The sequence below is a fragment of the Cellulomonas sp. Y8 genome (assembly GCF_008033115.1).
In the GTDB taxonomy this organism is placed as follows: Bacteria; Actinomycetota; Actinomycetes; order Actinomycetales; family Cellulomonadaceae; genus Cellulomonas.
Map to the genome: position 1 here is coordinate 2,478,965 of NZ_CP041203.1, position 26,153 is coordinate 2,505,117.

Here is a 26,153-nt window from a genome sequence, read left to right on the forward strand (position 1 = left end):
CGACAGCATCGATAGGATCGACGCATGGAGCTCCGGCAGCTAGCCGCGTTCGTCGCCGTCGTGGAGGAGGGCACGTTCACGGCGGCGGCCGGGCGGCTGCTGCTCGTGCAGTCCGCGGTGTCCGCGTCGGTCCAGGCGCTGGAACGCGAGGTCGGCGCGCCCCTGCTCGCCCGCGGCCCGCGCCGGGTCGCGCTGACGGACGCGGGCGCCGCGCTGCTCCCGCACGCCCGCGCCGCGCTCGACGCGGCCCGGGACGCCCGCGAGGCGGTGGACCTGGTGCGGGGCGGGCTGTCCGGGACGGTCCGGGTCGGGACCATGCCGTCGGTGGGACTGGTCGACGTGCCCGCGCTGCTGGGTGCGTTCCACCGCGCGCACCCCGGCGTCGCGCTCCGGCTCAGCGCGTCGACCTCGGGTTCCGCGGGCCTGGCCGGGGCGGTGGCGGACCGGCACCTGGACCTCGCGTTCGTGTCGCTGCCCGCCGGGGCGGCCCCGGGCGTGCCGCTGATCGACCTCGCCTCGGCGCCCATGGACCTGCTGCTCCCGGCGGGGCACGACCTCGCGGCGCGGGACGGTGGCCGTCCCGTCGACCTCGGGGAGCTCGCCGGGCTCGACTTCATCGACTCGCCGGCGGGGTACGGCAACCGCGCGGCGACCGACGCGGCGTTCGACGCCGCGGGGCTGGAGCGCCGGGTGACGGTGGAGGTCGCCGACATCGGGACCGTCGCGGGTTACGTGCGGCACGGGCTGGGGGTCGCGATCGTGCCGCGGTTCACCGCCGAGGCCGCGCCCGACCTCCCGGTGGTCGCGCTCGCCGCCGGGCCGCGCTGGCCGCTGGCGCTCGCGGTGCCGCGGGACCGGCGGCCGTCGGCGGCCACGGCGGCGCTGGTCCGGCACGTGCGCGAGCACGCGGCGGGCTGACCGCAGCGGGCCCGCCGGCTCAGGCGGGCGGCGGGCAGCCGCAGGACTCGCGTCGCACCACCCGCACGGGCAGCCGGTGCGACTCCGGCTCCTCCGCCGGGGCCCCGGCGTGCCGCACGAGCACCTGCACGGCCAGCCGGCCCATCGCCGCCATCGGCTGCCGCACCGTGGTGAGCGACGGTCGGGCCAGCCGCCCGGCGAGGATGCCGTCGAACCCGGTGACCACGACCCGCTCCGGCACGGGCACCCCGCGCGCGGCGAGCAGGTCGAGCACGCCGAGCGCCAGCTGGTCGCTCGCGCAGACCAGCGCCCGCGGCAGCCGGTCCTCGGCGGCGAGCGCGGCCAGCACCTCGAACCGGTGCGGCTCGGCGAGGTCGGTCGGGTCGAGCGGCTCGGCGGGCTCGGGCAGCCCGGCGGCGGCGACGGCCTCCCGGAAGCCGGCGAACCGCTCGCCGTAGTCGGGGGTGGTCAGCCGTCCGACGAAGCCGAGGTCGCGCAGCCCGTGGTCCCGGACCAGGTGGTCGACCACGTCGCGCATCCCCGCACGGTTGTCGACGCCGATGTGGTGCAGGCCGTCGGCGACCGGGGGCGTGCTGAACGCGACGACGGGGATGCGCCGCGCGACGTTCTCCAGCGTGCCGACGGGCGTCGGGCCCGGGAACACCGCGAGGCCGTCGACGCGGCCCGCGACCTCGGTCACCGACGCCCCCGAGCCGCTCCCGCTGCTCAGCAGCAGGGCCTGGCCGCGCTGCCAGCACTCGAGCTCGAAGCCGCGCTGCACCTCGTCCACGTACAGCGGGAAGGCGCGCGGGTCGGCGTCGGGGTCGGTGTCGTCGACCGGCGTCGGCGTGGCGACCGGCAGCGCGCCGTCGGCGCCCTTCTGCGGTGCGGCGAGCATGAGGTCGAACGAGTACAGGCCGAGCGCCCCGGTGCGTCCGTGGGCGAGGCCGCGCGCGCTGGCGTTCGGCACGTAGCCGAGCTCGCCCGCGGCGACGAGCACCGCGGCGCGGGTGGAGTCGCGGACCCGCTCGGGCTGCCGGAAGGTGAACGACACGGTGGCGATCGACACCCCCGCGCGCTCGGCGACGTCGTAGACGGTCGGTCGACGCGGCACTGCACCACCTCCTCGGGGCCCCGCACGATGGTAGGGGTTCCGGCGCCCCGGACCGGGCCCCCTTGCGCGGTTCATTCTATGCGCTTAACATGACCTGTGCATCTAAGCGCATAGAAGCGCGAGGCGCCCGCCGCACGCGCCACCCGTCCGTTCGAGGAGGAACGAACCATGATCCGTCCCGCTGCGCGCGTCGCCGTGGTGACCGCGCTCGCCGTGACCGCGCTGACCGCGTGCGGCCGCTCCGACGACACCGGCGGCGGCGCCACCGACGCCGCGACGCTGTCCGAGGGGGCCGCCTCCGGCGAGCTCACCGTCTGGGCCATGGGCGCCGAGGGCGAGGCGCTGCCCGACTTCGTCCAGGAGTTCACCGACGCCAACCCGGACGTCGACATCGAGGTCGTGCCGATCCCGTGGGACGCGGCGCGCGACAAGTTCCAGACCGCCATCGCCGCCGGCACCACGCCGGACGTCGCGATGATGGGCACCACGTGGATGGCCGAGTTCGGCGACGCGTTCGCCGCCGTCCCGGACGCCATCGACACCAGCGGCATCTTCGAGGGCTCGCTCGGCACGGCGGAGCTCGACGGCACCGCGATCGGCGTCCCGTGGTACGTGGACACCCGCGTCCTGTACTACCGGACCGACCTCGCCGAGCAGGCGGGCTGGACCGAGGCGCCGGCCACGCAGGAGGACCTCAAGCAGATGGCCGCCGACATGCAGGCCAAGGCGGGCGCCGACTACGGCATCCGGCTGCAGTCCGCTGGCAACGACTCGTTCCAGGGCTCGCTGTGGGCCCCGTGGTCGAACGGCGCGAGCCTGATGAACGACGACCAGACCGAGTGGACGCTCGACACCCCGGAGATGGTCGAGGCCTACGACTACTACACGTCGTTCTTCTCGGACGGCGTCGCGAACGCCTCGGCCGACCGGAGCGCGGGCGCCCAGGAGGCGGAGTTCGTCGCCGGCACCACGCCGATGCTCATCGACGGCCCGTTCATGATGGGCCAGCTCGCCACGCTCGGCGGCGAGGGCTTCGAGGACAAGTACGCCACCGCGCGCATCCCGGCCGGGGAGTCGTCGACCTCGTTCGCGGGCGGCTCCAACCTGGTCGTGTTCCAGGACTCGGACAACGCCGACGCCGCGTGGAAGCTCGTCGACTGGCTGACCCAGCCGGACGTCCAGGTGAAGTGGTACGACGTGACCGGCGACCTGCCGTCGCAGCAGTCCGCGTGGGACGACCCGTCGCTGGCCGACGACCAGAAGCTGGCCGTGTTCGGCGAGCAGCTCGAGGACACGCAGGCCCCGCCGGTGAACACCGCGTGGGTGCAGGTCGGCGCGGCCGCCGACTCCGTGCTCGAGCGGATGACCGTCAGCGGCGAGGCGCCCGAGGAGGCCCTCGCGGAGCTGCAGCAGCAGGCGACGTCGATCGGCGTGGGCTGACCCCCATGACCACCACAGCCGCACCCCGCCCGGCCGGGTCCACGCGACCCGGCCGGGCGCCGGCCCCCTCCCGCGGGCCGGCCGCCGCCCGCCGCCGGCGCCAGGGGATGGTCGCGTGGATGTTCGCGCTGCCGTTCGTCCTGGTGTTCGGGTTCTTCATGCTCGTGCCGCTGGTGTCGTCGTTCGCGATGTCGTTCACGGACTTCACGTCGCGGGACGTGCGCACGCCGTTCGCGGTGAACTTCGTCGGCCTCGACCAGTACGTCGCGCTGTTCGGCGACGCGCGGTTCCTGAAGTCCCTCAGCGTGACCGGCACGTTCGTGATCGTCGGCATCCCCGTGACGATGGCGGTCGCCCTGGCGCTCGCCGTCGCGCTGAACTCCGGGATCAGCCGGTTCCGGTCGGCGTTCCGCGTCGGGTTCTACGCCCCGGTCGTCACCAGCATCGTCGCGGTGTCGGTGGTGTGGCGGTACATCCTGCAGCCCGACGGGCTGCTCAACACGGCGCTCGGCTGGGTCGGGATCGAAGGGCCGAACTGGCTGAGCTCGACCACCTGGGCGCTGCCGTCGCTGATCCTCATGGCCGTCTGGCGGAACGTCGGCACGCTCATGGTGATCTTCCTGGCCGGTCTGCAGGCCGTGCCCGCCGAGGTCCAGGAGGCCGCGGTCATGGACGGCGCGTCCCCGTGGCGCCGGTTCCGCAGCGTGACCCTGCCGCTGCTGCGCCCGACGCTGCTGCTCGGCGCGGTGCTCATCTCGGTCGGCTACCTGCAGTTCTTCGAGGAGGCCTTCGTGATGACGCAGGGCGGCCCGCTCGACTCCACGCTGTCGACCGCGTTCTACACGTTCGAGCAGTTCGGCTTCGGCAAGTACGGGTTCGCGTCGGCGGCGTCGTACGTGCTGTTCCTGGCCATCGCGCTCATGAGCCTGCTGCAGTTCCGGCTGCTGCGGTCGCAGGACTAGGGGGAACCATGTCCACGATCACCCCGCCGTCGCCGCACCCGGCCGTCGACCGGCTCGCGCAGCCTGCTCCGCCGCGCCGCCGCCGGCGGCCCACGGGCCGCGCGCTCACCTACACCGTGCTCGTCGTCGGCGTGCTGCTCTGGCTGCTGCCGTTCGTCTGGATGGTGCTCGGCTCGGTCAAGACGCAGCGCGAGATCCTCACCAAGCCGCCGACGATCTGGCCGCAGGACCCGACGTTCGACAACTTCGGGCGGTGGTTCACCGACCTGAACTTCGGGCAGTTCTTCACCAACTCGGTGGTCGTCGCGGTCGTGACCGTGCTCGGGAACCTGCTGTTCTGCTCGATGGTCGGCTACGCGCTGGCGAAGATGGACTTCCCGGGCAAGAAGGCGCTGTTCGCGCTCGTGATGATCATGCTGATGGTCCCGGGCGTCGTGACGTTCGTGCCGCTGTTCGTGCAGGTCACCTCGCTCGGCCTGCTGAACACGTACCCGGCGCTGATCCTGCCGTTCCTGACCCAGCCGCTCGGGGTGTTCCTCATGCGGCAGTTCATGCTCGGCATCCCCGAGCCGCTGATGGAGGCCGCCCGGATCGACGGCGCCGGCGAGCTGCGGATCTTCGCGCGAGTCGTCATGCCGCTGTGCGGTCCGCCGCTCGCGACGCTCGGCATCCTCACGTTCCTCGGCTCGTGGAACAACTTCCTGTGGCCGCTCGTCGCGGCGCAGAGCCAGGACATGTACACGCTGCCCGTCGCGCTGTCCCTGTACTCCACGGGCCAGCAGGCGACCGACTACGGCCTGCTGCTGGCCGGCGCGGTGCTGGTCATCACGCCGATCCTCCTGCTGTTCGTCGCGCTGCAGCGGTACTTCGTCCAGGGCATCGCCACCGTCGGCCTCAAGTGACCCCGGGCGCGCCGGGCGCTCCCCGCCGCGCTCCGAACCACCCGCACCACCGGAAGGACCCCGCATGTCCGTCAGCCGCCAGTTCCCCGAGGGCTTCCTCTGGGGCGCCTCCACCGCCGCGCACCAGGTCGAGGGGAACAACGTCAACTCCGACTGGTGGGTGCGCGAGCACGCGCCGGGCACCGACCTCGCCGAGCCGTCCGGCGACGCCGCCGACTCCTACCACCGGTACCCCGAGGACATCGCGCTGCTCGCGTCGCTCGGGATGAACTCGTACCGGTTCAGCATCGAGTGGGCGCGGATCGAGCCGGAGCAGGGCTTCGTCTCCAAGGCGCAGCTCGCGCACTACCGCCGCATGGTCGACACCTGCCGCGAGCACGGGCTCACGCCGTCGGTGACGCTGCACCACTTCACGCACCCGCGCTGGTTCGCGCGGCTCGGCGGCTGGCGGAACCCGCAGGCGCCGGAGCTGTTCGAGCGGTTCACGGAGATCGCGCTGCCCGTCCTCGGCGACGACGTCGAGTGGGTGTGCACCATCAACGAGCCCAACATGGTCGCCATGACCCGCGGCGAGGAGGGCACCGAGATGACGGCGTCCCGCCTCCCGGCGCCGGACCCGCAGATCACCGACGCGCTGATCGAGGCGCACCGCCGGTCCCGCGGGGTGCTGGCGCAGCTGCCGCAGGTGCGGTCGGGCTGGTCGGTCGCCACGCAGGCGTACCACGCGGCGCCCGGCGCCGAGGAGGCCACGAAGGCCTACGGGTACCCGCGGGAGGACATCTTCCTCGACGCCGCGAAGGGCGACGACTGGATCGGCGTGCAGGGCTACCTGCGCACGTTCGTCGACCCGCAGGGCAACCCGCTGCCCGTCCCCGAGGGCGCCGAGACCACGCTGACCGGCTGGGAGTACTTCCCGCCCGCCATCGGCATCGGCATCCGCAACGCCTGGGAGCGCACCGGCGGCGTGCCGGTCGTGGTGACCGAGAACGGCATCGCCACGCAGGACGACGCGCGCCGGATCGACTACACGCACGACGCGCTGGTCGGCGTGCACGAGGCCATGGCCGACGGCATCGACGTGCGCGGGTACCTGCACTGGTCGGCGCTCGACAACTACGAGTGGGGCTCGTACGCGCCGACGTTCGGGCTCATCGCCTGGGACCGGGACACGTTCGAGCGCACCCCGAAGCCGAGCGCGCACTGGCTGGGCGAGGTCGCCCGCACGGGGACGCTGACGCACCCGACCCGCTGACACGCTTCGCCGGCGCTGCGGCGGCGTTGCCCCACCGAGAGAGGACGCCCTCGCCGAGATCGGGCCATCGGGCGTCCTCTCTCGGCGCGGCGGTCCTCTCTCGGCGGGACGTGCGGCGTGCGGGCGTCCGCCGCCCGACCTGCCCGGCGACCCCGGTGGTTCAGGACGCGCGGCGCGACGCGAGCAGCTGCTGCGCCCGCTGGTGCGAGACGCCCAGCACCGCACCGATGTCGCGCTGAGGCACGTCGCGCTCCGCGAGGTCCCGGGCGAGCGACCGCGTGTGCTCCGCCAGGCTGCGCTCGAGCTCGGACAGGGCGGCGCGCTCGCGGGTGATCTCGGCCAGCCGGTCCGCCACGTCGACGTCGCCGACGCGGTCGATGCTGAGCGCGATGTCCAGGTCCTCGGGGTCGACGTCGAGCGTGACGGCGACGAGGGAGCGGGCCATCGGGACGGCCTCCGACAGGCGTCGCGCCTGTGTGAGCCCGTCGACCTCGGGGACGGCGACCATCCACCACCGGCCCTCGCGGGTCACGTGCGCGGTGTAGCGCGGCCGCGTCGGGACCGTCACCGGCTGATCGTCGTGCATGTCGTCCCTCACCCTTCGTCGTCGGCCGACCGGTCGATCGCGGTCCGGACCTTCCGGTAGACGCCCGGAGAGATCCTGCGGTGCCCGTCGGGGACCGCGACCGCCTCGCCGCCCGGATGCGCCCACAGCGTGTGCGAGCCACTGGTCCGTCGTGGCGAGAACCCCGCGGCCCGGAGCTCGGCGAGCACCCGTCGGGTCGGTTGATCGCTCACCACACCGGCAAGGCTAGTGCCCTTGCCGCAGATCGGCAAGGGCACTAGCCGAACGGGTGCCCGGCCGGGGTCAGCGGGCGGCGGCCGGCTCCGGGTCCCGGGTCGGGGTCTGCTCGGTCGCCGGCTCGTCGTCCGTGAACAGGTCCTCCGCCTGGGCGGTGTCGTACTGCGCGCGGTCGAGGATGCCCTCGCGCTTCGCGACGATCGTCGGCACGAGGGTCTGCCCGGCGACGTTCACCGCGGTGCGGCCCATGTCGAGGATCGGGTCGATCGCGAGCAGCAGGCCCACGCCCGCGAGCGGCAGACCGAGGGTCGACAGCGTCAGCGTCAGCATGACGATCGCGCCCGTGAGGCCGGCCGTCGCCGCGGAGCCGACGACGGACACGAACGCGATCAGCACGTAGTCGAGCACCGACAGGTCGATGCCGAAGATCTGCGCGACGAAGATCGCGGAGATCGCCGGGTAGATCGACGCGCAGCCGTCCATCTTGGTCGTGGCGGCCAGCGGCACGGCGAACGACGCGTACTCCGACGGCACGCCGAGGTTCCGCTCGGTCACGCGCTGCGTCACGGGCAGGGTGCCGATCGACGACCGGGACACGAACGCCAGCTGGATCGCCGGCCAGGCGCCGCGGAACCAGCGGGCCACGCCGAGGCCGTTGGCCCGCAGGATCACCGGGTAGACCACGAACAGCACCAGCGCGAGTCCGACGTACACGGCGATCGCGAACCGGCCGAGCGACGCGAGCGAGTCCCAGCCGTACGACGCGACCGCGTTGCCGACCAGGCCGAGCGTGCCGAGCGGCGCCAGGCGGATGACCCACCACAGCACCTTCTGGATCACGGCCAGCGCGGACCGGACGAACGTGAGGAACGGCTGCGCCTTCGACCCGGTGCGCAGCACCGCGATGCCGACGACGATCGCGATGACGACGATCTGCAGGACGTTGAAGCTGACGGACGTGCTGAGCGAGCCGTCCTCCGCCGCGGAGGTGCTCGCGCCGAGGCCGAGCGGGTTGCCCGGGATCAGGCCGTCGAGGAAGTCGGTCCAGGAGCCGGTGCGACCGGCCTCGTAGCCGTCCTCGACGGACAGGGTGGTGTGGTTGCCGGGCTGCAGCACCAGGCCCAGGCCGATGCCGATGACCACGGAGATCAGCGCGGTGATCGCGAACCAGAGCAGGGTCCGCCAGGCCAGGCGCGCGCCGTTGGCGACGTTCTGCAGGTTGGCGACCGATGCGACGATCGCGGCGAAGATCAGCGGCGGGACGATCGCGCGCAGCAGCGTGACGAACGACGAGCCGACGGTGTCGAGCGTGCTGGTGAGCCAGTTCGGCGACTCGGCGTCGGTGCCCGCGTTCACCGGGCCCATCGCGAGCGCGACCCAGCCGAGCGCGACGCCCAGCACGAGCGCCGCGATGATCTGGAAGCCGAAGTTGCCGAGGAGGGTGCGGGCGCGCGAGCGCTCCCGCACCGCAGGGGCGGTGGAGGACATGCAGCAGCCTTTCGCGGGCGCGCGTCAGGGCGCGCCCGTGGGGTGGGAGGAGGCCCGCGCGACGCGGGCGAGGGGGACGGAGGCGGCTGCTCAGCGACAGAGCGCGCTGGCGACCCGGCGCAGGTCGACGGCGCGACGCGCGGTGAGGTCCCACCCGGTCACTGACGCCCCCTGCTGCTCGGTCCCGGTCGGCCGGCGCGGCCCCGGTGGGGCGGCGGCGGACCGACGCGTGCCCCGCACGGCGGCGGGGCACGCGTCCAGTCTACGGCGGGGGCGCCGGGTCAGCCCTTCGGGGCCGCCAGGCCCTGCTGGATCAGGTCCATCACCGACGAGTCGGCCAGGGTCGTCGCGTCGCCGACCTGCCGGTGCTCGGCGACGTCCCGCAGCAGGCGCCGCATGATCTTCCCGGACCGGGTCTTCGGCAGCTCCGGGACCACGAGGATCGTCCGCGGCTTGGCGATCGGGCCGATCTGCTGCGCGACGTGCGCCCGCAGCTCGGTCGCGGTCTCCTCGGCCGACTGCTCGGCCGCGCCGCCGCGCAGGATCACGAACGCCACGACGGCCTGCCCGGTGGTGTCGTCGTGCGCGCCGACGACCGCCGCCTCCGCGACCGACGGGTGCGACACCAGCGCCGACTCGATCTCGGTGGTCGACAGCCGGTGCCCGGACACGTTCATCACGTCGTCCACCCGGCCCAGCAGCCAGATGTCGCCGTCCTCGTCCTTCTTGGCGCCGTCCCCCGCGAAGTAGATCCCGGGGAACCGCGCCCAGTACGTGTCCCGGAACCGCTGCTCGTCGCCCCAGATGCCGCGGAGCATGGCCGGCCACGGCTCGGTGAGCACGAGGTACCCGCCCGAGCCGTTCGGGACCGGGTGCGCGTCGTCGTCGATGACGTCCGCGGCGATGCCCGGCAGCGGGGTCTGGGCGGAGCCCGGCTTGGCGACGGTGACCCCCGGCAGCGGGCTGATCATGATCGCGCCGGTCTCGGTCTGCCACCAGGTGTCGACGACGGGGGTGCGGTCGCCGCCGATGACCCGGCGGTACCAGGTCCAGGCCTCGGGGTTGATCGGCTCGCCGACCGACCCCAGCACCCGCAGGCTCGACAGGTCGAACTGGCCGGGGACGTCCTCGCCCCACTTCATGCAGGTCCGGATCGCCGTCGGCGCGGTGTAGAGGATCGACACGCCGTACTTCTGGACGATCTCCCACCACCGGCCGCGGTGCGGGGTGTCGGGGGTGCCCTCGTAGATGACCTGCGTCGCGCCGTTGATCAGCGGCCCGTAGACGACGTAGGTGTGCCCGGTGACCCAGCCGACGTCGGCCGTGCACCAGTAGACGTCGGTCTCGGGCTTGAGGTCGAAGACGTTGAGATGCGTCCACGCCGCCTGGGTCAGGTAGCCGCCCGTGGTGTGGAAGATGCCCTTCGGCTTCCCGGTCGTACCCGACGTGTAGAGGATGAACAGCGGGTGCTCCGCCTCGACCGCGACCGGCTCGTGCGTGTCGGACGCGCCGTCGACGGCGTCGTGCCACCAGACGTCGCGGCCCTCGGTCCAGGGCACCTCCTGGCCGGTCCGCCGGACGACGAGCACGCTCCGGACCACGTCGCCGCTGCCCTTGGCGAGCGCCTCGTCCACCGTGGGCTTGAGCGCGCTCGGGGCGCCGCGCCGGTAGCCGCCGTCGGCCGTGATGACCACGCGGGCGTCCGCGTCCAGGATCCGGGTGTGCAGCGCCTCGGCCGAGAACCCGCCGAACACCACCGAGTGCGGGGCGCCGATCCGGGCGCACGCCAGCATGGCGATGACGGCCTCGGGGATCAGCGGCAGGTAGATCGCGACCCGGTCGCCGGTCTGCACGCCGAGCGCCGTGAGCGCGTTCGCGGCCCGGGACACCTCGCGCTGCAGGTCCGCGTAGGTCAGCGTGCGGGTGTCGCCGGGCTCGCCCTCGAAGTGCAGTGCGACCCGGTCGCCGTGGCCCGCCGCGACGTGCCGGTCCACCGCGTTGTACGCGGCGTTGAGCCGGCCGTCTCCGAACCACCGGGCCCGCGGGGCGCCCGACCAGTCGAGCACCTCGTGGAACGGCTCGGCCCAGTCGAGGAGCGAGCGCGCCTGCTCGGCCCAGAACTCGAGCCGCGCGGAGTTGGCCCAGGCGTAGAGCTCGGCGTGCGCGTTCGCCTGCGCGGCGAACGCCGGGTCGGGCGGGAACCGGCGGTCCTCGGTGAGGAGGTTCTCCAGGCCCGGCGCCGGGGCGTCCGGGGTGGTGCTGTCGGGGGCGGTGCCGTCCGCGGGGGTGGGGGCCCCGTCGGGTGCGGACTGCGGGGTGGAGCTGTCGAGGGCCACGTGTGCCTCCAGCGCAACGACGTCGGTGCGATCTGGCGCGGCTCGGATGCCGCGTCTCCCGGCACTCTAGTAGGACTTTCGTCCCTGGCGAGTGTGGTCCGCGCCTGGGCTCGGGGCCGTGGTTCCGAGTGGCTCGGGTCAGGCCCGGGGCAGCCGGCGCCGGCGCGCGGCGGCCAGGACCAGGCCCGCGACCAGCAGCAGCGCGCCCACGACGAACACGGATCCGGACGTCGCGGTCACGGTCGCCCGCACCACGGAGTACTCCGTGCCGTCGGTGGCGATCCACCGCACGATGTCGACGTGCGTCGTCGCGGGCACGTACAGCAGCACGACGCCCACCACCGAGGCGACCAGGCCCGCGGTGACCGGGACGGCGGGCGTCCACAGGCCGAGGCCCAGCACCACCGCCAGCACCAGCACGCCGGCCGTCACCAGCACCACGCCGAGCACGTCGTAGGACGCGTCCCAGCCGGGCGCCTGCGCGGCCAGCACGCGCGACTGCCCGAACAGGACCGTCCAGACGCCGATCGCGCCGACCACCAGCCCGACCAGCGCGCCGAGCACGTGCCGGAGCGCGCCGCCGCCAGGGCGGTGCGCGGGCTCGGCGACCGGCTCGAGGGTGCCCGCGGCAGCGCGGCGACCCCGGGACCGGGTCGCGTGCTCGTCCTCGGGCGCGGTGTGCTGCGCGCCGGGGATGGCGGGGGCGGCCGGGCCGGCCGGTGCCGGGGCGGACGGGTCGCCGTACGGCACCGTGGCGTCGGAGGGCCCGGTGCCGGGCAGCCCGGCGTCGGGGGCGTCGGTCGTCGCATCGGGGTCGCGCGTGAGCACCGCGGCGGCGCGGGCCTCGGCCCCGCGGATGCTCGTGCGACGCACGGGTTCGGTCGGCGTCGGGGCGGCCGCGCCGGTGGTGGCCGTGCCGGTGGTGGCCGCGCCGGGGGCGACACCGCCCGCCGGGGTCGTCGGGAGCGGGGCGGTCGGTGCGCCCGCGCCGTCGGCGGCGAACCGCGCGGAGCCCGGTCCGCCCGGGGTGCCGGGTCCGCCCGGGGTGCCCGGACCGCCCGGCGTGCCGGGACCGCCGGGGGTCCCGGGGACGCCGGGGGCGTGCAGGGCCGCGGCGCCGGGCAGGTCGGCCGGTGCGTCGTCGGGCGCGGGCGGGGTGGGCGCGGGGCGGGTCGCGCGGTGCGCGCTGGTGCCGCGGGAGGGGGTGCCGGTGGCGCGGGCGGTGGGGGCGGTGCCCGTGGCGGAGGTGGCCTCGGCCGTCGGGACGGCGGGCACCCGCTCGGTCGGCGTGGTCGCCGGGCGCGTCGCATCGGCCGGGCCGGAGCCGGTCGGCGCCGCGTCAGCGCCCTGCGGCCGCGGGGCGCCCGCGTCCGTGCCGGCGGCGTCGGGGGTACCCGGTTCCGACGCGCGCTGCTCCGCGGTGTCGGGCGCGGTCGACGGCGTGTCGTCCTGCTCGCGGTCCGAGGTGCTGCTCATGTCTGCTCCCTTGTCGCCGGCTCACGGTGCGCGGGGCAGGAGCGTCGGGCGCCTCCCGCGCAGCGGGTTCGGTGTCGACGCGGCCGCGCTGGTCACGTCGGTGCTCCGTCCGACCGTAGAGCGCCGGGTCGCCGCCCGCCCCACGGCGCGCCCGAGATGTCCGAATCCCGGGGTGATGTCCAGTCTGGACTCGGTGCCGAGCGCGTGGAGTGGAAGGTCTGGCCGGACCGGCCTCAGCGCGTCGCGGCCGCCAGCGCCTCGGGCTCCGGCGCCGCCGCCGGGTCGGCGGGGGCGGCCGGCTCCCGCGGCGGGGCCGCCGCGACCGCGTTCGCCGCGCCGACCAGCAGCCCGCCGCCGACCAGGTTGCCGAGCCCGACGAGCAGCACGTTCCGCGCGAACTCCGCGACGGTCGCGCCCTCGAGCCCGCCGACGAGGCCGAACGAGAACGTCGTCATGTTGGCGACGACGTGCTCGAACCCCGAGGTGATGAACACCATCACGCACGCGAAGATCACGACGATCTTGGCGACCTCGTTCTGCAGCCGGCCGGCGCACCAGATCGCCAGGCAGACCATCAGGTTGCACATGACGCCGCGGAAGAACAGCTCGGTGCCGGACTCCTCGGCCTTGTGGGCGATCATCGACGCGATCATCCGGCCCGCCGGCCGGTCGGGCCCCAGCGCGCCGGACAGGTGCAGGATCACCGCCAGCACGAACGCGCCCAGCAGGTTGCCGACCAGGCAGGCCAGCAGCGTCGCGCCGGCGCGCGCCCAGGAGATCGCCCCGCGCATCGCGCCCTGGGTGAACACCATCATCCCGGAGGTGGCGAGCTCGCCGCCGGCGACCACGACGATCGTCAGCGCGACCCCGAACACCAGGCCCTGCACCAGCGGCGTGAAGCCCGACCCGACGTCGGCCAGCGGCCCGCCCGCCGTCGCCATGATGACCACGCCGAGCCCGATGTACGCGCCGGCGAGCATGGTGTTCACGAGGTAGACGCCGGGGCGGCGGGCGAGGTCCGTCTTCGCCCGGGCCGCCTGCGTCTGGTAGTCGAGGGCCTCGGCGACGCTGAGCATGCGATCAGGGTCCTGCCCCGCGCGGCCCCAGACGTGGGACGAAAGGCACGGCCGCGGGCGGGTCAGTCCCGGGACAGCGCGACGACGACCTCGTAGTGCCCGGTCTGGGGGAACATGTCGAGCAGCCGGCCCCGGCGCGGCCGGAGCGACGGCATGGCGGCGAGGTCCCGCGCGAGCGACGCGGCGTTGCACGACGAGTAGACGACGTCCCGCACGCCCGACTCCTCGAGCCACCCGGCGAGCGCCGGCCCGATCCCGCGCCGCGGCGGGTTCACGACCACCAGGTCGGGCGGGGCCGCGGCGCCGAGCGCGAACGCGGTCGCGTCGCCCGCGGCGAACCGCACGCCCGCGAGGCCGAGGTCGTCCCGGCTCTGCTCGGCGCTCGCGACGGCCTCGGCCGACGTCTCGATGCCGACGACCGTGCGCCCCGGCCGCGCGACGTGCAGCGCGAAGCCGCCGACGCCGCAGTACAGGTCCCACACCGAGCGCGGGTCGGCGGCATCCACCCAGTCCCGGCCGATCCGGTACAGGGCCGCCGCGACGGCGGTGTTCGTCTGGAAGAAGCTCTGCGGCCGCAGGTGCAGGTCGACGGCGTTCACCCGCATCCGCAGCGTCGCCCGCTCGGTGAGCACGACCTCGGTGTCGCCCTCGAGGACGGCCTTGTGCTCGGGGAGCAGGTTCGCCGACACCACGACGGCGCGGGGCAGCGTGGCCAGCAGCCACGGCAGGTGCTTCCGCAGCCGGGGCAGCGCCTCGGACGACCGCAGGACGAACCGCACCATGAGCTCGCCGTCGGGCGACTCGGTGACGAGCACGTACTTGAGCTCGCCGCGCCGCGTCGGCACGTCGTACGGCACCAGCCGGGCGAGGGTCGCGAACTCCGCCAGCACCGGCAGCGAGGCCTGCAGCGAGGCGGGGTACAGGCCGCAGTCGCGCAGGTCGACCCCGACGCCGCCCGGGTCGAGGATGCCGAGCGTGGGGGCGTCGACCGTGCCGCCGACGGCCATCTTCGCCTTGTTGCGGAAGCCGGACTCGGCGCTCGCCACCGGGGGCAGCCAGTCGAGGGGCCCGAACGGGTCGACCAGGTCGCGGCAGCGCTCCTGCTTGGCGGCGAGCTGGTCGGCGTAGGGCTGCTCGATCCAGGTGCAGGAGCGACACCGGGCGGCGTCGAAGTGGTGGCACTGCACCGGTCGATCCTACGGGCGCGCGGGGGCGCGCACCCCCGGTCGCGGCGGTGGCCGGGAGGGCTCAGATCCCGGGCACCGGCACGACCGCGACCGAGCCCGTGTCGGCCCCCCGGGGACCGGCGATCGCGCCCGCCACCTGCGCCACCGCGGCGGCCACCGTGGACGCGACGTCGGGGTGGAACACGCTCGGGATGATGTACGCCGGGTTCAGCTCGTCGTCGGTCACCACCGAGGCGAGCGCCCGCGCCGCCGCGAGCAGCATCGCGTCGGTGATGACGTGCGACCGCGCGTCGAGCAGCCCCCGGAACACGCCCGGGAACGCGAGCACGTTGTTGATCTGGTTCGCGACGTCGCTGCGCCCGGTGCCGACGACCGCCGCGTACCGGGCCGCCTCGGCCGGGTCGATCTCCGGGCGCGGGTTGGCCATCGCGAACACGATCGCGTCCCGGGCCATCGTCGCGACGTCCTCGCCGGTGAGGATGTTCGGCGCGCTCACCCCGATGAACACGTCCGCGCCGGCCAGGGCGCCGCGCAGCTCCCCGGTGACGCCGCGCGGGTTCGTGCGCTCGGCGATCCAGCGCAGCTCCGGCGACGCCAGCTCGCGGCCGGTGTGCACGATGCCGTCGATGTCGGCGACCACGACGTCGTGCACGCCCGCCGACAGCAGCAGCTTGAGCACCGCGGTGCCCGCCGCGCCCGCTCCGGACAGCACCACCCGGACCTGGTCGATCTGCTTGCCGACGACCTTCAACGCGTTGGTCAGCGCCGCCGTCACGACGATCGCCGTGCCGTGCTGGTCGTCGTGGAACACCGGGATGTCCAGGCGCTCGCGCAGCCGGCGCTCGACCTCGAAGCACCGCGGCGCCGAGATGTCCTCGAGGTTGATGCCGGCGAACACCGGTGCGACCCGCACGACCGTCTCGACGATCTCGTCCACGTCCTGGGTGTCCAGCGCGAGCGGGAAGGCGTCGATCCCGGCGAACCGCTTGAACAGCGCCGCCTTGCCCTCCATCACCGGCAGCGACGCCAGCGGCCCGATGTCCCCGAGCCCCAGCACCGCGCTGCCGTCCGTGACCACGGCGATGGTGTTCCGCTTGATCGTGAGGCGGCGGGCGTCGTCCGGGCGGGCCGCGATCGCCTCGCACACCCGCGCGACGCCGGGGGTGTAGGCCATCGACAGGTCGTCGCGGTTGCGCAGCGGCACCTTGGACTCGATCGACAGCTTGCCGCCGAGGTGCATGAGGAAGGTCCGGTCGCTGACCCGCTCGACGTCCACGCCGGGGAGCGCGCGCAGGGCCGCGACGATCTGCGCGGCGTGCTCCTCGCCGCTCGTGGCGCACGTGACGTCGACCGTCAGCCGCTCGTGCCCCGACGCGGTGACGTCGAGGGCGGTCACGATGCCGCCCGTCTGCTCGATGGCGGACGTCAGCTCGGAGACGGCCGTCGGCCGGGCCTCCACGTGCAGGCGCGCGGTGATGGACGAGGACACGCTCGGCGTCGAGGGCATGGGGTCAGTGTGACCCGGAACACGCTCGCGCGCCCAGGTCGGCGCCCCGGCGAGCCGCCCGCCGGGCCGTCGCTCGTAGGGTGGCCGCGTGCTGCCCGTCGTCCCGTCCTCGCTCCCGCCCGCGGGCGACGACCCGCTCGCGCCGCTGCTCGACCTCGCCGGCGTGCGCGAGTCCGTCGACCGGGCGCGGACCGCCTGCGAGGAGCTGCGCTGGCACGAGGCGTTCCGACGGCGGTGGCGCGAGGTCAGGGCCGAGGCCGACGTGCGGGCGGCGTGCGCCGGGGCGGCGGTAGACGGGGCCCGGGTTCCGCTGGACGTGCTGCGCGGGGTCGCGACGGGTGTGGACCGGGTGGGGTCGGGCGACGGCTCGGGAGGCGTCCCGGGCGAGGCGGCGGGCGGCGACCCGGCCGACCTGCGCGTGGCCGTCGGCGCCCTGCGGGCGACCGTGCTCGCGGCCACCTGGCGGCCCGACCTCGGCGCTCGCACGGCCGCCGCGCCGCCCCCGCTCGGCCAGGTGCTCGCGCGCCTGCACGCCGCGGCCGGCGCCGGGTGGCTGCCCGAGGCGGACCTGGGCCGCGTGCGTTCCGGGGACGCGGCACCCCGCGACCTGACCGGGCCGGGACCGGCGCCCGACGGTGCCGGGGCGGCCGAGCGGCTCGCGCTGCTCACCCGCACCGTCGGCGCCACCCGGGCGCCCGCGCTCGTCGTCGCCGCGGTGGTGCACGGAGAGCTCCTGGCGGTGCGGCCGTTCGCCGCGGGCAACGGCACGGTTGCGCGGGCGGCGGCGCGGCTGCTGGTCTGCGCGCGCGGGCTCGACCCGACCGGCGCGGTCGTGCCGGAGTCGGCGTGGGCGGCGGCGCCGCTGCCCTACCTCGCCACCGCGGCGCGGTTCGCGACGGGGACGCCGGAGGGCGTGGCCGCGTGGATCGGGGCGTGCGCCGACGCGGTGGTCGCGGGCGCGGCCGAGGGGCGGCGGGTGGCCGACGCGGTGCTGGCGGGCCGGCTGGGCTGACGGGGACCCGGTCGCGGGCCGGCGGGCTCGCCCGGGAACGAACAACGGCGCCCGGGGAGGACGCCGTTGCCGAACGGACGACCGCGGGGGTTATCAGGCGTGCACTGGGTCAGTCGAGACGGGGTCGAGCCCGTTCGACGCGTCCTATGCGTGGACGGATCGCGCGTGGGTTCCCTCGGGCCGTTCTGTTGTGCTGCCCATCACAGCCGCCGGCGGGCCGTCTGGGAAGGGCTCATGGCGAACTCCCAGGTCGGTCCGAGCCGCCGCCCGGATGGCGGGACGGCTGACCGGATGCCGGACGGTGCCGGGGCTCAGGCGCGGCGGCGACGGTCGCGGGCGGCGCGCGAGGCCCACGCGATCAGTCCCGCGCCGGCGACCACGGCGGCCACCCCCGCCAGCACCAGGCCGTCCCGCCCCGCCGGACCGGTGAGCTGCCGCAGGGCGGCCCGCCGTCGACCGGCCGCGACCGCCACGTGCCGGCGGAACACCAGCGGCGTCCAGCCCTCGCGCTCCGCCAGCCGCCGCAGCGCACGGTCCGGGTTCACGACGAACCCGTGGCCGACCACGCGCAGCATCGGCGCGTCCGTGTCGGAGTCCGTGTACGCCGACGACGCGGCGAGGTCGTACCCGCGCCGCTCCGCGAGCTCCCGCATCGCGCGCGCCTTCGCGGGGCCGTAGGCGTAGAACGCGATCTCGCCGGTGTACCGCCCGTCGGCGACGCCCATCCGGCTGGCGATCACCTCGTCCGCCCCGATCAGCTCCGCGATCGGCTCCACGAGCTCCGCGCTCGACGCCGACACGACCACGACGTCGTGGCCGGCCGCGTGGTGCTCGGCCACCAGGTCCAGCGCCTCGGCGTACACGACCGGGCCGATCGCGTCCTGCAGGCTGGCGGACACGATCGACGACACCCGCTCGACGTCCCAGCCCGCCACCATCGCGGACAGCTGGGCCCGCACGCGCTCGGTCCTGCCCTCGGTGGCGCTGCCGAGCAGGAACGCGAGCTGGGCCGCCGCCGAGCGGAGCGCCGCCCGACGGGTGAGCAGCCCGCCGGACAGGAACGGGCGCGCGAACGCGCTCGCCGCCGACGTCGCGATGACCGTCTTGTCGAGGTCGAAGAACGCGGCGGCGCGCGTGGGCGGTGCTCCGCCGACGGGGGGCGCGGACGAGGTGGGGCGGTGGGTCATCGGGACGGGTGCCTCCTGGACCGAGGGTATCGAGCCCCACCGGGACGACCACAGGGGCACCGCGGGTGCGTCGTCCCCAGGGACGGGGACGTCGGACCTCGGGCGGCGGCGCACGGACGGCAGCCTCGGCGGACGCGGGAGCGGTCCGGGTCGGCCGGGCCGGTGACCACCGGGAGGTGCGATGGCGAGGAGCGGGCGGCCGGCGTCCGGGGCCGGGGTGGTGGGCGTGGTCGGCGCGCGCGGCGGTGCCGGGGCCACGGTGACGGCAGCGGCGCTCGCGGCCGAGCTCGCACGGCGCGGCACGGCGGTGCTGGTCGACACGGGGCCAGGGCCGTCGGTCGACACCGTGCTCGGGCTCGAGGCGCACCCCGGGCTGCGCTGGCCGGACCTGGACGGCGCGCGCGGCGCGGTCGACCCGGCGCTGCTCGCCGGCAACCTCATGCGCTGGGGCCGGTGCGGGGTGCTGCCCACCGACGACGGCCGCCCCGGTCCGCCTCCGCCGGGGGCGCTGGGCGACGTGGTCCGGGCGCTCGCCGCCGCGCACGGGTCCGTGGTGCTCGACCTGGACCGGGCGGCGGTGCTCGGCGCGGGTGAGGGCCCGGCGGTGCGGGGGGCGACGCTGCTCGCCGCCTGCCGGACGGTGCTCGTGGTGGTGCCGCGCGACGTCCCCGCCGTCGCGGGCGCGCGGCTGCTGCGGGACGGGCTCGTCGGCGCGGGGCGGCGCGTGGGCCTCGTCGCGCGGGCGCCAGCCCCGGGCGGTCTCGGGGTCGAGGAGGTCGCAGCCGCCGTCGGGCTGCCGGTGGTGGCGTCCCTTCCCTGGGCGCGCGGGCTGGGCGCGGCGGTCGACAGCGGGGTCGGCCCCGCGCTGCCGTCGGCGGCGGCCCGGGCGGTCCAGCGGCTCGCGCGGCGGCTCACGTGACGGGCGGCGCGGTCGGCCGCGACCTCGGCGACGACGGGCACGGGGTCGGGGGCCTCGTCGCGAGCGTCCGGCAGCGGCTCGCCGCGGAGGGCGGACCGGTGACCGGCGCCCGGGTGTCCGCGGCGCTGCGGGAGAGCGGGCGCGTGCTCGGCAGCGCCGCGCTCACGGAGCTGGACGCGGTCGTCCGCGCCGAGATCGTGGGAGCCGGACCGCTGCAGGCGCTGCTCGACGACCCGGCCGTGACCGACGTGCTCGTGAACGGCCCCCGCGACGTCTGGGTCGAGCGGGACGGGCGGCTGCAGCGGGCGGCCGTCGACCTCGGGGACGCCGCGCGGGTCCGGGCGCTCGCGGTGCGGCTGGCGGCGGCGGCCGGTCAGCGCCTCGACGACGCGCGACCCGCCGCCGACGCCCGCCTGCCCGACGGCACCCGCCTGCACGCCGTGCTGCCGCCCGTGGCCGACGGCTGCGCGCTGCTGTCGCTGCGGGTGCTCCGGCACCGGGCCTTCACCCTCGACGACCTGGTCCGGGACGGCACGGTGCCGGCCGACGCCCGCGGGGTGCTCCGCGCGCTGGTCGCGAGCCGGTCGAACCTGCTCGTCTCCGGCGCGACGGGCACCGGCAAGACCACCCTGCTCTCGACGCTGCTGTCGCTCGCCGACCCCGGGGAGCGGATCGTCCTGGTGGAGGAGGCGGGCGAGCTCGCGCCCCGGCACCCGCACGTCGTCCGCCTGCTCGCGCGTCGGCCCAACGTCGAGGGCTCCGGGGGCGTCGACCTCGGCGACCTCGTGCGCGAGTCGCTCCGGATGCGACCCGACCGGGTGGTGCTGGGCGAGTGCCGCGGGGCCGAGGTCCGCGACGTGCTCAGCGCGCTCAACACCGGCCACGACGGGGGCTGCACCACCGTGCACGCGAACGCGGCGGCGGACGTCCCGGCCCGGCTGGAGGCGCTCGGCGCGCTCGCGGGGCTGTCGCGGGAGGCGCTCGCGGCCCAGGCGGCGAGCGCGATCCACGCCGTCCTGCACCTGCGCCGGGACGGGGGTAGGCGCCGGCTCGCCGAGATCGCGACCGTCGGGCGCGACCCCGGGAGCGGGACGCTGGTGGTCCGCACCGCGCTCGCGGCCGGGTCCGACGGGGAGGTCGTCGCGGGGCCGGGGTGGGCGGGACTCGCCGGGCGCCTGGAGCGGGTGCTGCCCGCGGGGAGCCCGGTCTCGGCGGACGTGCCCCCGGTGGACAGGGCCCCGGGGTGAGAGGAACGGCCGCCGGCGTGCTCGTGGTGGTCCTGACCGCCGCGGCCGCGCTCTTCGGCGGGACGCGGGGTGCGTCGGCCCGACGGCGCGCGGGACGGCTCGGGCACCCGACGGCGACCGCGTCGAGGCGGCACGACCGGCCACCGTGGTCGCGCGGCCGACGGCACGCCGGCCCGGACCCGGCGGCGCTCCTGGGCGCCGTCGTGACGGGCGTCGCGGCCGAGGTCCGCGCGGGCCGGTCGCCGGCGGACGCGTGGCGGCTCGTGCTGGGCGTCCCCGTGGGCGCCGACGGGGTCCCCGCGACCGCCGACGTCCTGGCGGCGGTCGCGCCGGGGCGCCCCGGGCTCCGGCGAGGCGGACCCGACGCCGCGGTGGTGCGTCGGCGGGTGTCCGGCGTGCTCGCCGCCGGCAGGCTCGCGGCCGAGCTCGGCGCGCCGACCGCGGGCGTGCTCGACGAGTGCGCCCGCGCGCTCGCGGCGGACGCCGACGCCGAGACCGCCGTGCGCGCCGCCCTCGCGGGGCCGCGTCAGACCACGGCGCTCCTGACCTGGCTGCCCGCCCTCGGGGTCGCCCTCGGCACCCTGCTCGGCGCCGACCCGCTCGGCACGCTCCTCGGCGGAGGGGCGGGCACGGCGGCCGGCGTCGGCGGGGTGGTGCTGACGCTGCTGGGCCGCCGGTGGACGGGGCGCATGGTGGCCGACGCGCGCGCGGCCGGAACGGGGACGGCGGCCGGTGGTGGCGCGCGGGTGCGGGTCGTCGCGGACGAGCGCGGTGCCTGAGGCGCTGCTGGCGCTGCTCGCCGCGGCCGCCGCGCGCCTGCTGCCGCGTCCTCGGGCGCGGCGCACCGGCCCCGGTCCGCGACGGCCCCCCGACCTCGCGGACGTGGACGCCGGGGACGTCGACCTGGTGACGGTGGTCGACCTCCTCGCGATGGCCGTGAGCGCCGGGGCGAGCGTCCCCGGGGCGCTCGCCGCCGTCGGAGCCGCGCTCGGCGGCGGCTTCGGCCGGGAGCTCGTCCGGGCCGGGGACGCGTTGCTGCTGGGGGAGCCGTGGGTCGCGGCGTGGGCGCACGCAACGGACGTGGCCGCCGTCCTCGACGGTCTCGAGGCCGCGTGGCGGACCGGGGCGCCCGCCGGCCCGGCGCTGCGGGCGTCCGCGGCCGGGCTCCGGCGCACGCGCGAGCGCGCCGCCCGCGAGGCGGCCGGGCGCCTCGGTGTCCGACTGGTGGTGCCCCTGGGGCTGTGCTTCCTGCCGGCGTTCGTGCTGGTCGGTCTCGTGCCCGTCCTCGCGTCGCTGGGTCGCGGCCTGCTGTGAACCGGTCGCGCGAGGGACGCCCTCTCCGCCGACGACGTCCTGCGCGGGCGGACGGCGAGCGGGCGCCGAGTCCTCCACAGCCGCGGTCCGGGTGCGCGGTCCCCAGCTGGTGCCTCGCGGGCCGCCGCGGGACCCGCGGTTCTCGCCAGGGTCGGTGGTGCCGGTCGACGGGCGGCCGGCAGCGAGGACGGGAGATCCGAGATGCAGCAGGTGAGCAGCGCGCGGGCGGCGTGGGCGCGAGGGCGCGGTCGCGTGGCCGGCGTGGCGGGGCGGGTGCCGGCGGGACTGCGGCGTGCGAGGGCGCGGTTCGCCGGCACGACCCGGGACGCGGGTCTGGCGACCGCGGAATACGCCGTCGTGATGATCGCCGCGGTGGGGTTCGCGGGGCTCCTGGTGGTGATCCTGCGCAGCGCGGAGATCCGGGAGACCCTGACGAACCTGGTCCGCGACGCGCTGTCGGTGTGACCGGTGCCCCGCGGTCGGAGCGGGAGCGCGGCTCGGTGACCGCCGAGTTCGCGGTCCTGCTCCCGGCCGTCGCCCTGCTCCTGGGGGTGGTGGTGGCGCTCGCGGCGTGCGCGTCCGCGCAGCTCCGGTGCGCGGACGCCGCCCGGGTGGCGGCGCGGGTCGCGGCCATCGGCGAGGACGACGCGGCGGTCGCGTCGGCGGCACGCCGCGTGGCCGGCGCCGGTGCGCGCACGGCGGTCGTCCGGGACGACGCGTGGGTCGCCGTGACCGTGGAGGCGACGGTCGGACCGGCGCTCCCGTTCGTCGGCGGCCTCACGGTGCGGGGTGCGGCCACGGCGTGGGTCGAGCCGTGACCGTCCTCCGCGAGGCGCCGCGCCGTGCGCCCCGCCGTGCCGGGCCGCGCGGTGGGGGCGGCACGCGGGACCGCGGGTCCGCCTCGGTGCTCGTGATCGGGCTCGTCGGGGTGGTGGCGCTGCTCGCCGGGACGCTCGGGCTCCTCGGCGTCGTGCAGGCCGCGCGAGGACGCGCGCAGGCCGCGGCCGACCTGGCCGCCCTCGCCGCGGCGGAGCGTCGGCTCCGCGGGCACGCCGACCCGTGCGGCCTCGCCAGGGAGGTGGCGGCGCGCAACGGCGCCGCGCTCGCGCGCTGCAGCGGCATGGGGGAGGGCGACGTCCACGTCCGCACGACCGTGCCGACGGTGGTCGGCGACGCGGTGGCCGAGGCGCTCGCCGGTCCGCGCCGCGCGGTCGGGCGGCGCCCGGACGGGCGGCGTGCCGTCGGGCAGCGTGCGGGCGTCCGCGTCCGCGTCCGCGGCCCCGGCCCCGGCCCCGGCTCAGGCGGGGGCGTGCGCGAGGACCGCGTCGAGCAGCCGCACGGCGGCCGCCTTCTCGAGCGGGTTGTTGCCGTTGCCGCACTTCGGCGACTGCACGCACGCCGGGCAGCCGGTGCGGCACGGGCAGGTCGCGATCGCCTGCCGGGTGGCGTGCAGCCACGTCGCCCCGAGCCCGTACCCGCGCTCGGCGAACCCCGCCCCACCCGGGTAGGCGTCGTGCACGAACACGGTCGCCTGCTCGGTGTCGGCGTGCAGCGCCGTCGAGACCCCGCCGAGGTCCCAGCGGTCGCACGTGGCGAGCAGCGGCAGCAGCCCGATCGACGCGTGCTCCGCGGCGTGCAGCGCTCCCGGAGCGGTCTCGACGGTGATGCCGGCGCGCTCCAGCACCTCGACGGGTGCCGTCCACCAGACCGACGTCGTCGGCAGCGTGCGGGCCGGCAGGTCGAGCAGCTCGGAGCCGAGCACCTCCATGTCCGGGATCCGCTTGCGCTGGAAGCTCAGCACCTGCGTCGTGACGTCCACCGCCCCGAAGCCCCAGGTCACCGGCCCCCAGCGGCGCTCAGCGGTGACCAACCGGATCTCGGTGGAGGTCACCCAGCGGGCCCACGTCCCATAGTCGACGTCGCGCCGGTCGACCAGGGCCACCCCGTCCTCGAGCCGCAGCTCGTCGACGACGTACGTCACGCCCTGGTGCACGTAGACCGCGCCGGCGTGCACGGTCGAGTCCGCGGCGGCCGAGTCCACCGTGCCCAGCAGCCGGCCCGTGGTGGACTCGACGACACGGACGGGGTCGCCCCCGGTCCCGCGCAGGTCCGTGAGCCGCGCCGCCTGCTCGGCGTGCGTCCAGTACCAGCCCGACGGCCGGCGACGCAGCGCGCCCCGCGCGACCAGGACGTCCAGCAGCTCCCGCGTCCCCGGACCGAACAGGTCGAGCTCCTCGGCGCGCAGCGGGGTCTCCGCCGCGGCGGCGCACAGGTGCGGGGCGAGCACGTAGGGGTTGCCGGGGTCGAAGACCGTGGCCTCCACGGGGGCGTCGAGCGCCGCCTCGGGGTGGTGGACCAGGTAGGTGTCGAGCGGGTCCTCGCGGGCGACGAGCACGACCAGGCCGTCGGCGCCCGCCCGGCCCGCGCGCCCCGCCTGCTGCCACAGCGACACGCGCGTGCCCGGCCAGCCCGCGATCACGACCGCGTCGAGCCCCGAGATGTCGACGCCGAGCTCCAGCGCGTTCGTCGTGGCGAGGGCGCGCAGCCGCCCGGTGCGGATCGCGGCCTCCAGCTCGCGGCGCTCCTCGGGGAGGTACCCGCCCCGGTAGGCGGCGACGGCCACCGCGAGCTCGGGGTCCACCTCCCGCAGGTGCTCCCGGGTCACCGTCGCGACCGACTCCGCGGCACGCCGCGACCGCGTGAACGCGAGCGTCCGGGCGCCTGCGGCCGTGAGGTCGGCGAGCAGGTCGGCCACCTCGGCCGTCGCCGAGCGGCGCGGTCGGTCCGGGTCGTCGGCGACGAGGTCCTCGCCGGTGCCCAGCGGGCCCGAGCCCTCCCGCGCCGGTCCGACCGTGCCGGCGTCCGGGCCGGGCGCCGGGGCGGCGGTGCGCGCGGTGGGGTCGGCGCCGGCCGCCCCGTCGCCGTCGGCGCCGGCAGCCGTGCGCTCGTTCTCGGCCCGGGCCCCGGCCTCGGCGTCCGCCTCGGTGCCGGCCGCCACGTCGGGCGACGCGCGGTCCACGTCCACCGGAGGCTCGTCGAGGGGGAGCGCCCACGGGTCGTCCTCGGGCAGCAGCCCGCTCCACGGACCCTCGGCGGGCGCGACCTCGGGCGGCTGCCAGAGCGCCACCGTCTTCCGGCCGGCGGGGGAGGCGTCGTCCGCGACGGACACGACGTCCTCGGGCGCGACGCCGATCAGCCGCGCCGCGCTCACCGCGGGCTCCGCCGTCGTCGCCGACGCGAGCAGGAACACCGGGTCGGCGCCGTAGACACCCGCGACGCGCCGCAGCCGCCGCAGGACTGCCGCGACGTGCGCGCCGAACACCCCGCGGAACGCGTGGCACTCGTCCAGGACGACGTACCGCAGCGACCCCAGCAGCCGTGCCCAGCGCCGGTGCTGCGGCAGCAGGGCGAAGTGCAGGAAGTCCGGGTTCGTGAGCACGACGTCGGCGTGCTCCTGCACCCAGCGCCGCTCCTCCTGCGCCGTGTCGCCGTCGCAGGTGGCCACGCGGACGTCCCGGAGCCGGGCGGCGTGCAGCACCCGGTCCAGCGCGTGCCGCTGGTCCGCCGCGAGCGCCTTGGTCGGGCAGAGGTACAGCACCGACCCGCGGCGGGCGACCGTCTCGATCCGCCCCGGGTCGAGCGCCCGCGCCGCGGCCTGCGCGCGGACCGCCGACAGCGACGGGAGCCAGAACGCCAGCGACTTGCCGGACCCGGTGGACGTCGACAGCACGGTGTGCCGCCCGGACCACGCCGCGTCCGCCGCGAGCGCCTGGTGCCGCCACGGGCGCTCGACGCCCAGCGCGCGGTAGCCCGCCACCAGGTCGGCGTCCGCCCAGGCGGGCCAGTCCACCGGGGTGCCCTCTCGGGCGGGCAGGTGCCGGACGTGGGTCAGCCGGTCGGCGCGGCGGCCCGCGGCGAGCAGCACGTCGAGCAGCTCACCGGTCCCCACCACGGGACCATCCTCGCCCCTCGACGGCGCTGCGGCGTACCGGTGCCTCCGCCGCGGCTCCCGGC

At 76.5% G+C, this 26,153-nt stretch carries 23 protein-coding genes and 1 pseudogene; 13 read left to right on the forward strand and 11 right to left on the reverse strand.

Annotation, left to right across the window (positions count from 1 at the left end; genetic code table 11):
• The first annotated feature begins 24 nt into the window (after positions 1-24).
• Positions 25-918, forward strand: a complete 894-nt coding sequence (locus FKM96_RS11270) for a LysR family transcriptional regulator (protein ID WP_147795310.1) — start codon at positions 25-27, stop codon at positions 916-918.
• A 19-nt stretch (positions 919-937) separates the two neighbouring features.
• Here FKM96_RS11270 and FKM96_RS11275 read toward each other — a convergent pair whose 3' ends face one another.
• On the reverse strand, positions 938-2,032 hold the full coding sequence (locus FKM96_RS11275; protein ID WP_246854939.1) for a LacI family DNA-binding transcriptional regulator: 1,095 nt from the start codon (positions 2,030-2,032) through the stop codon (positions 938-940).
• Positions 2,033-2,200: 168 nt separating this feature from the next.
• Between FKM96_RS11275 and FKM96_RS11280 the strand changes: the two genes are divergently transcribed.
• The 4 genes from FKM96_RS11280 (at position 2,201) to FKM96_RS11295 (ending at position 6,588) form a co-directional block, all read left to right on the forward strand.
• A complete protein-coding gene (locus FKM96_RS11280; protein WP_147795312.1) occupies positions 2,201-3,472 on the forward strand; it encodes an extracellular solute-binding protein in 1,272 nt (423 codons plus the stop codon).
• A 5-nt stretch (positions 3,473-3,477) separates the two neighbouring features.
• A complete protein-coding gene (locus tag FKM96_RS11285; RefSeq protein WP_147795313.1) occupies positions 3,478-4,434 on the forward strand; it encodes a carbohydrate ABC transporter permease in 957 nt (318 codons plus the stop codon).
• A gap of 8 nt (positions 4,435-4,442) precedes the next feature.
• Positions 4,443-5,336, forward strand: coding sequence for a carbohydrate ABC transporter permease (locus tag FKM96_RS11290; protein WP_147795314.1), 894 nt, complete (start codon positions 4,443-4,445; stop codon positions 5,334-5,336).
• A gap of 64 nt (positions 5,337-5,400) precedes the next feature.
• The gene (locus FKM96_RS11295; protein ID WP_147795315.1) at positions 5,401-6,588 is read left to right on the forward strand and encodes a glycoside hydrolase family 1 protein; all 1,188 of its coding nucleotides are present in this window, start codon (positions 5,401-5,403) and stop codon (positions 6,586-6,588) included.
• 160 nt (positions 6,589-6,748) lie between these two features.
• Here FKM96_RS11295 and FKM96_RS11300 read toward each other — a convergent pair whose 3' ends face one another.
• The 8 genes from FKM96_RS11300 to FKM96_RS11340 form a co-directional block, all read right to left on the reverse strand.
• Complete coding sequence (locus tag FKM96_RS11300) at positions 6,749-7,156, reverse strand: hypothetical protein (RefSeq protein WP_210417257.1); 408 nt, start codon at positions 7,154-7,156, stop codon at positions 6,749-6,751.
• 26 nt (positions 7,157-7,182) lie between these two features.
• Positions 7,183-7,431, reverse strand: a complete 249-nt coding sequence (locus tag FKM96_RS22250; protein WP_371300414.1) for a type II toxin-antitoxin system HicA family toxin — start codon at positions 7,429-7,431, stop codon at positions 7,183-7,185.
• A 25-nt stretch (positions 7,432-7,456) separates the two neighbouring features.
• Positions 7,457-8,878 carry a dicarboxylate/amino acid:cation symporter gene (locus FKM96_RS11310; protein WP_147795318.1) on the reverse strand — a complete coding sequence of 474 codons (1,422 nt, stop codon included), beginning with the start codon at positions 8,876-8,878 and terminating at the stop codon, positions 7,457-7,459.
• Between the two features lie 281 nt (positions 8,879-9,159).
• Positions 9,160-11,109 carry an acetate--CoA ligase gene (gene acs / locus FKM96_RS11320; protein ID WP_147797070.1) on the reverse strand — a complete coding sequence of 650 codons (1,950 nt, stop codon included), beginning with the start codon at positions 11,107-11,109 and terminating at the stop codon, positions 9,160-9,162.
• Between the two features lie 243 nt (positions 11,110-11,352).
• Positions 11,353-12,690, reverse strand: a complete 1,338-nt coding sequence (locus FKM96_RS21955; protein WP_147795319.1) for a hypothetical protein — start codon at positions 12,688-12,690, stop codon at positions 11,353-11,355.
• Positions 12,691-12,923: 233 nt separating this feature from the next.
• Positions 12,924-13,766 carry a formate/nitrite transporter family protein gene (locus FKM96_RS11330; protein WP_147795320.1) on the reverse strand — a complete coding sequence of 281 codons (843 nt, stop codon included), beginning with the start codon at positions 13,764-13,766 and terminating at the stop codon, positions 12,924-12,926.
• A 62-nt stretch (positions 13,767-13,828) separates the two neighbouring features.
• On the reverse strand, positions 13,829-14,953 hold the full coding sequence (gene rlmC, locus FKM96_RS11335) for a 23S rRNA (uracil(747)-C(5))-methyltransferase RlmC (protein WP_147795321.1): 1,125 nt from the start codon (positions 14,951-14,953) through the stop codon (positions 13,829-13,831).
• A 61-nt stretch (positions 14,954-15,014) separates the two neighbouring features.
• Positions 15,015-16,460, reverse strand: coding sequence for an NAD-dependent malic enzyme (locus FKM96_RS11340; RefSeq protein ID WP_147795322.1), 1,446 nt, complete (start codon positions 16,458-16,460; stop codon positions 15,015-15,017).
• Positions 16,461-16,548: 88 nt separating this feature from the next.
• On the opposite strand from FKM96_RS11340, the gene FKM96_RS11345 reads away from it, so the two are divergent.
• The gene (locus FKM96_RS11345) at positions 16,549-17,472 is read left to right on the forward strand and encodes a Fic family protein (RefSeq protein WP_246854940.1); all 924 of its coding nucleotides are present in this window, start codon (positions 16,549-16,551) and stop codon (positions 17,470-17,472) included.
• Positions 17,473-17,783: 311 nt separating this feature from the next.
• On the opposite strand, the gene FKM96_RS11350 is transcribed toward FKM96_RS11345, so the two are convergent.
• Positions 17,784-18,659 (reverse strand): HAD family phosphatase, encoded by an 876-nt coding sequence (locus FKM96_RS11350; RefSeq protein ID WP_147795323.1) that lies wholly within the window; start codon positions 18,657-18,659, stop codon positions 17,784-17,786.
• Between the two features lie 181 nt (positions 18,660-18,840).
• Between FKM96_RS11350 and FKM96_RS11355 the strand changes: the two genes are divergently transcribed.
• The 7 genes and pseudogenes from FKM96_RS11355 to FKM96_RS21580 all read left to right on the forward strand — a co-directional run.
• Complete coding sequence (locus tag FKM96_RS11355) at positions 18,841-19,578, forward strand: pilus assembly protein FlpE (RefSeq protein WP_147795324.1); 738 nt, start codon at positions 18,841-18,843, stop codon at positions 19,576-19,578.
• Positions 19,575-20,825 carry a TadA family conjugal transfer-associated ATPase gene (locus FKM96_RS11360; RefSeq protein ID WP_147795325.1) on the forward strand — a complete coding sequence of 417 codons (1,251 nt, stop codon included), beginning with the start codon at positions 19,575-19,577 and terminating at the stop codon, positions 20,823-20,825. Before FKM96_RS11355 ends, FKM96_RS11360 begins: the two co-directional genes overlap by 4 nt.
• Entirely contained in the window at positions 20,822-21,604 is a 783-nt protein-coding gene (locus FKM96_RS21075; RefSeq protein ID WP_210417259.1) for a type II secretion protein F, read from the forward strand. The genes FKM96_RS11360 and FKM96_RS21075 overlap by 4 nt, the downstream gene beginning before the upstream one ends.
• Positions 21,597-22,139: a type II secretion system F family protein gene (locus FKM96_RS11370; RefSeq protein WP_147795326.1), complete on the forward strand. Its 543-nt coding sequence runs from the start codon at positions 21,597-21,599 to the stop codon at positions 22,137-22,139. Before FKM96_RS21075 ends, FKM96_RS11370 begins: the two co-directional genes overlap by 8 nt.
• A gap of 252 nt (positions 22,140-22,391) precedes the next feature.
• Positions 22,392-22,604 carry a DUF4244 domain-containing protein gene (locus FKM96_RS11375; RefSeq protein WP_246854941.1) on the forward strand — a complete coding sequence of 71 codons (213 nt, stop codon included), beginning with the start codon at positions 22,392-22,394 and terminating at the stop codon, positions 22,602-22,604.
• 35 nt (positions 22,605-22,639) lie between these two features.
• Positions 22,640-22,957, forward strand: coding sequence for a TadE family type IV pilus minor pilin (locus FKM96_RS11380; RefSeq protein ID WP_246854942.1), 318 nt, complete (start codon positions 22,640-22,642; stop codon positions 22,955-22,957).
• A gap of 113 nt (positions 22,958-23,070) precedes the next feature.
• Positions 23,071-23,280 (forward strand): annotated as a pseudogene (locus FKM96_RS21580) (Rv3654c family TadE-like protein); the annotation flags it as partial.
• A 156-nt stretch (positions 23,281-23,436) separates the two neighbouring features.
• Here the strand turns inward: FKM96_RS21580 and FKM96_RS11390 are convergent.
• Positions 23,437-26,091 carry a DEAD/DEAH box helicase gene (locus tag FKM96_RS11390; protein ID WP_371300415.1) on the reverse strand — a complete coding sequence of 885 codons (2,655 nt, stop codon included), beginning with the start codon at positions 26,089-26,091 and terminating at the stop codon, positions 23,437-23,439.
• Positions 26,092-26,153 lie beyond the last annotated feature (62 nt).

What these genes read in the sequence shown, in the direction of transcription:
- FKM96_RS11330 (WP_147795320.1), bottom strand. Translation starts at nt 13,766, where the DNA reads ATGCTCAGCGTCGCCGAGGCCCTCGACTACCAGACGCAGGCGGCCCGG.
- FKM96_RS11290 (WP_147795314.1), top strand. Translation starts at nt 4,443, where the DNA reads ATGTCCACGATCACCCCGCCGTCGCCGCACCCGGCCGTCGACCGGCTC.
- FKM96_RS11280 (WP_147795312.1), top strand. Translation starts at nt 2,201, where the DNA reads ATGATCCGTCCCGCTGCGCGCGTCGCCGTGGTGACCGCGCTCGCCGTG.
- FKM96_RS11270 (WP_147795310.1), top strand. Translation starts at nt 25, where the DNA reads ATGGAGCTCCGGCAGCTAGCCGCGTTCGTCGCCGTCGTGGAGGAGGGC.
- FKM96_RS21955 (WP_147795319.1), bottom strand. Translation starts at nt 12,690, where the DNA reads ATGAGCAGCACCTCGGACCGCGAGCAGGACGACACGCCGTCGACCGCG.
- FKM96_RS11350 (WP_147795323.1), bottom strand. Translation starts at nt 18,659, where the DNA reads ATGACCCACCGCCCCACCTCGTCCGCGCCCCCCGTCGGCGGAGCACCG.
- FKM96_RS11310 (WP_147795318.1), bottom strand. Translation starts at nt 8,878, where the DNA reads ATGTCCTCCACCGCCCCTGCGGTGCGGGAGCGCTCGCGCGCCCGCACC.
- FKM96_RS11355 (WP_147795324.1), top strand. Translation starts at nt 18,841, where the DNA reads ATGGCGAGGAGCGGGCGGCCGGCGTCCGGGGCCGGGGTGGTGGGCGTG.
- FKM96_RS11340 (WP_147795322.1), bottom strand. Translation starts at nt 16,460, where the DNA reads ATGCCCTCGACGCCGAGCGTGTCCTCGTCCATCACCGCGCGCCTGCAC.
- FKM96_RS11295 (WP_147795315.1), top strand. Translation starts at nt 5,401, where the DNA reads ATGTCCGTCAGCCGCCAGTTCCCCGAGGGCTTCCTCTGGGGCGCCTCC.
- FKM96_RS11285 (WP_147795313.1), top strand. Translation starts at nt 3,478, where the DNA reads ATGACCACCACAGCCGCACCCCGCCCGGCCGGGTCCACGCGACCCGGC.